We start from the raw sequence: 341 nt of genomic DNA, 5'->3' as shown, positions 1-341 counted from the left end.
CTGGAAACGCTGGAAGAGATGCTGGAAAAGTTAACAGCAATCGTTGAAGATCGTCGTGAGGAAGAAAGTGCCATCCGTAAAGAACAAGAACAACGTCAGGCTAAGCTTGAAGCCTTCCGCCAGAAACTGTTAGAAGATGGTATCGATCCTGCGGAGCTACTTTCAGCGGTAGGTTCCACTAAGCCTAAAACCAAATCGACACGCACTCCACGCCCTGCTAAATACAAATATACAGATGAAAACGGTAATGAACAGACTTGGACGGGTCAGGGCCGTACTCCTAAAGTGATCGCTGTTGCTATTGAAGCAGGTAAAACACTGGAAGATTTCCAGATTTAATC

1 protein-coding gene is annotated in these 341 nt (G+C 45.7%); it reads left to right on the top strand.

Going from position 1 to position 341, the window contains the following annotated elements; all coding sequences use genetic code 11:
* Nucleotides 1-339, top strand: a 339-nt coding sequence (locus INF68_RS22935; protein ID WP_193525474.1) for an H-NS family nucleoid-associated regulatory protein, incomplete at its 5' end; no start/stop codon positions are given.
* Nucleotides 340-341 lie beyond the last annotated feature (2 nt).

It is taken from the genome of Enterobacter cloacae complex sp. P16RS2 (genome assembly GCF_014982155.1).
Lineage (GTDB): Bacteria > Pseudomonadota > Gammaproteobacteria > Enterobacterales > Enterobacteriaceae > Enterobacter > Enterobacter cloacae_M.
Note: the sequence above shows the minus strand (reverse complement) of the source record. Positions and strands in the feature narration are given on the sequence as shown.